Here is a 3,487-nt window from a genome sequence, read left to right on the forward strand (position 1 = left end):
GCGATCGCTATGCGATCGCCGCGAGTAGTTGGGACGGAACCGTTCACCGCTGGGAACTGCGGGGGAAAACCCTCCAGGAGACCCAACACCACCATTGGCAAGCCCACCCCGACCGGGTTTATGCCGTCACCTTTCACCCCGAAAACCACACCCTCGCCACCGCCGCCGCCGATGGCACCGTCAAACTATGGGACAGCACCGGCCAACTCCAGCGCACCTTGAGCGGCCATCGCGATGCGGTGCGCTGGGTTGCCTTTGCCCCCGATGGTGCAGAACTTGCCGCCGTGGATCGCAGTGGCGAGATTTCGATCTGGACAACGGAGGGAACCCTCCGGCGACGCTGGATGGGCCACGATGCCGGGGTGTCCTATGGTGTCTATAGTCCTGATGGGCGCTGGATCGCCACCGCCAGCGATGACCACAGCGCGAAAGTCTGGGATCGGGCGGGGAATTTAATCACCACGTTGCAGGGGCATCAGGATTGGGTGTTTGCGGTGCAGTTCAGCCCCGACGGTCAAACCCTGGCCACCACGAGCAACGACAATCAAATCAAGCTCTGGCGGTTTAACCCGGAAACGACAGCCGCAGATCCGGAAACGCGAGCGGTCTTGCAGCAAACCTTAATCGGTCATCGGGATGGGGTGACGGGGTTGCAGTTTAGCCCCGATGGGACGCAGTTGGCGACGGCCAGTTATGACACGACGGTGCGGCTGTGGCAATTGGCGGGCCAGCCCCGGCCGCGCTTGGTGTTGGGGACGGGGGCGGTGCAGGATGTGGCGTTTTCTCCTGATGGGCAACGGGTGGCGGCGGCGGGGGAAGATCAGGTGGTGCGGGTGTGGCGGGTGGCGGATCAGCGCGTCGAACAGACCTTAACCGGCCACGAGAGCGGCATTGAACAGATCGCGTTTTCCCCCGATGGGCAACAGATTGCGGCGGCGAGTCGCGATCGCACCCTGCGCATTTGGGATCACCGGGGTCAACTCGTGGCCCAATTACGGGGCCATGGGGATTGGGTGACGGATGTGGCCTGGCATCCGGGCGGGGAGATCCTCGCCTCGGCCAGTCGCGATCGCACCGTCCGCCTCTGGAATCGTCAAGGAGAATTACTCTCCACCCTGCGCCAACCCCGCGATCGCGTCAACACCGTCAGCTTCAGCCCCGATGGCCAATGGCTCGCCGCCGCTGGCGATGATCATCAGATCTACCTCTGGCCCGTGGATCAAACCCAGCCCCACAACCCCATCCCCACCGCTCAACGCCCCCTCACCACAGCCCCACTCGCATCCCATCATCAAAACTGGATCTTAGTGCTGAAATTTTGGCCCCAGCCCCTCACCGCCACCCCAACCGACTCGCTCCCCTGGCTTTTTTCCGCCGACTACGACAAAAAATTCACCCTCTGGAACAGCACCGGGGAGACAATCCAGAGCACCCTCAGCCCCACCGACAGCATGACCGATCTCGCCTTCAGTCCCCAAGGGGAACTCTTCGCCGCCACCACCTGGGATCAACGGCTCCAACTCTGGACGGCCGCCCAAACCCTCTGGCAAGAATGGGACAGCGAACAGACCCGACTCACCAGCGTGAGTTGGCGCACCGATGGCGGCGGCCTGGCCACCGGGGGGATTGATGGCTCGGTGGTGCTCTGGTCGCTGGATTTGGAGCAGCTTCTGGCCCAGGGGTGCGCCTGGCTGACGGACTACCGCGCCCACCCGACGATCGCCCTCGATTCAGCCGCGATCGCCGTGAACGGCAAATCGCTGCCCATTTGTCCGGGGTCGGTTTCACCCTAGGGAACTGTGGGAAAATTGGCCCATTCGGTTCAGCACGGTATTTTTCTCATGACGCACGCGATTACCATTCTCGGCTGTGGCTATGTGGGCAAGGCGATCGCCCACCATTGGCAACAGGCCGGTTTCACCATCACCGCCACCACCACCCGCTCCGAACGCCTCCCGGAGTTAAAGGCCGTCAGCGATCGCGCCGTCGTCCTCCGGGGTGACAATGCCGCCACCCTCCGAGACCTGCTCCAGGATCAGCACACCCTCCTCGTCGCCGTCGGGGCCAAGGGCATGGACTACAAAACCACCTATCTCCAAACCGCCCAAACCCTCGCCTACGTGCTCCCCAAAACCTCCGTCCAGCAGGTGATCTACACCAGCACCTACTCGGTCTATGGCAATCAACAGGGCCAATGGGTGGATGAAACCATGACGCTACACCCGACCGCAGAGCGGACGCAAATTCTGCACCACACCGAGCAAACCATTCTCCAGTTGCCGACGGCGCGGGCCTGTGTATTTCGGTTGGGGGGAATTTATGGGCCGGGGCGAGAGTTGGCGAAAATTTACGGCCGGATGGCGGGCCAGACGCGGGCGGGGGCCGGGCAAGAATGGGCCAACTGGATTCACTTGGATGATATTGTCGGCGCGATCGCCTTCGCCCAAGCCCAGGGCCTCAGCGGCATCTATAACCTCGTGCAGGATGAAATTATCCCAGTGCGGGACTTGGTGCAGCAGGTATGCGATCGCCACAATCTCGCCCCCGTCCAGTGGGACACCAGCCAACCCAGCACCCGCCCCACCAATGTCCGCTGCAAAACCCAAAAACTCAAAGCCGCCGGTTACACCTTCACCCATCCCACCTTTTGGTAAGGTCGCCGTTAACCGCTAAGAACAGGCCAAGCTCGGGATCATCGGGACTGGAGCTCGGGGGCTGTGGGGCTGGTGGTGACAGGGTAACTCCACCGTGAAGGTGGTGCCTTCCCCCGGCACTGATGCACAGGTGAGATGGCCCCGGTGGGCTTGGGTGATAATCGTGTGGGTCATTGACAGGCCCATCCCGGAAGCACTGCCGATCGCTTTGGTGGAAAAGAAGGGATCAAAAATTTTCGCCTGTACCGCTGGGGTCATGCCTTTGCCGTTATCGGCGATCGCAATCCGCACCCGATCTGCCTCCCTAGTGGTGGTAATCCGCAGGGTGCGATCGTCCCGCTCCACCCCATCAAACGCATCGATCGCATTCACAACAATATGCATCAACGCCTGATTAAATTCCCCCGGATTGATCTCCACTGTGGGTAGGGGACTATAATCCCGCTCCACGGTAATCTGTTGTGCTTGGAGTGATTGCGCCACCATCGTCAGCACACTCTCAAGATTGTCTTGAATATCGACGGGTTTCACGCCGACATTATCCGTCCGGGAAAAGGTTTGCAAGGCTTTGACAATGTTTTTAATCCGGTTCACCCCATTGCGCATCGAGACAAACAGATCCGGGAGATCTGCTTTGAGATAGTCAAGATCAATGGTGTCGTAGAGGGTGGCGATCGCCGCTGAAGGCTCCGGATCATCGAAAATTTGGGTAGAAACCCCGTCCTTCTAGGACGGCTTGATGTTAGTATAATCCTTGGTCAACGACCCACCCGAGACGATGGATCAGACAGCCTACACGAGCGAAGTCCAGTTGTACTGGCGGCGCAGCAAAA

At 60.5% G+C, this 3,487-nt stretch carries 3 protein-coding genes; 2 read left to right on the top strand and 1 reads right to left on the bottom strand.

Features of this window, described 5'->3' with window-relative positions; translation table 11 throughout:
• Both PN477_RS15420 and PN477_RS15425 read left to right on the top strand, forming a co-directional pair.
• A partial coding sequence (locus PN477_RS15420) for a WD40 repeat domain-containing protein (RefSeq protein WP_272147410.1) occupies positions 1-1,793 on the top strand: 1,793 nt, incomplete at its 5' end.
• Between the two features lie 48 nt (positions 1,794-1,841).
• Positions 1,842-2,654: an SDR family oxidoreductase gene (locus PN477_RS15425; RefSeq protein ID WP_272120648.1), complete on the top strand. Its 813-nt coding sequence runs from the start codon at positions 1,842-1,844 to the stop codon at positions 2,652-2,654.
• 15 nt (positions 2,655-2,669) lie between these two features.
• Here the strand turns inward: PN477_RS15425 and PN477_RS15430 are convergent, their stop codons facing one another.
• The gene (locus PN477_RS15430) at positions 2,670-3,260 is read right to left on the bottom strand and encodes a sensor histidine kinase (RefSeq protein WP_272147411.1); all 591 of its coding nucleotides are present in this window, start codon (positions 3,258-3,260) and stop codon (positions 2,670-2,672) included.
• Between the last annotated feature and the right edge of the window lie 227 nt (positions 3,261-3,487).

The sequence above is a fragment of the Spirulina subsalsa CS-330 genome (assembly GCF_028330765.1).
Taxonomy (GTDB): Bacteria; Cyanobacteriota; Cyanobacteriia; order Cyanobacteriales; family Spirulinaceae; genus Spirulina; species Spirulina subsalsa_A.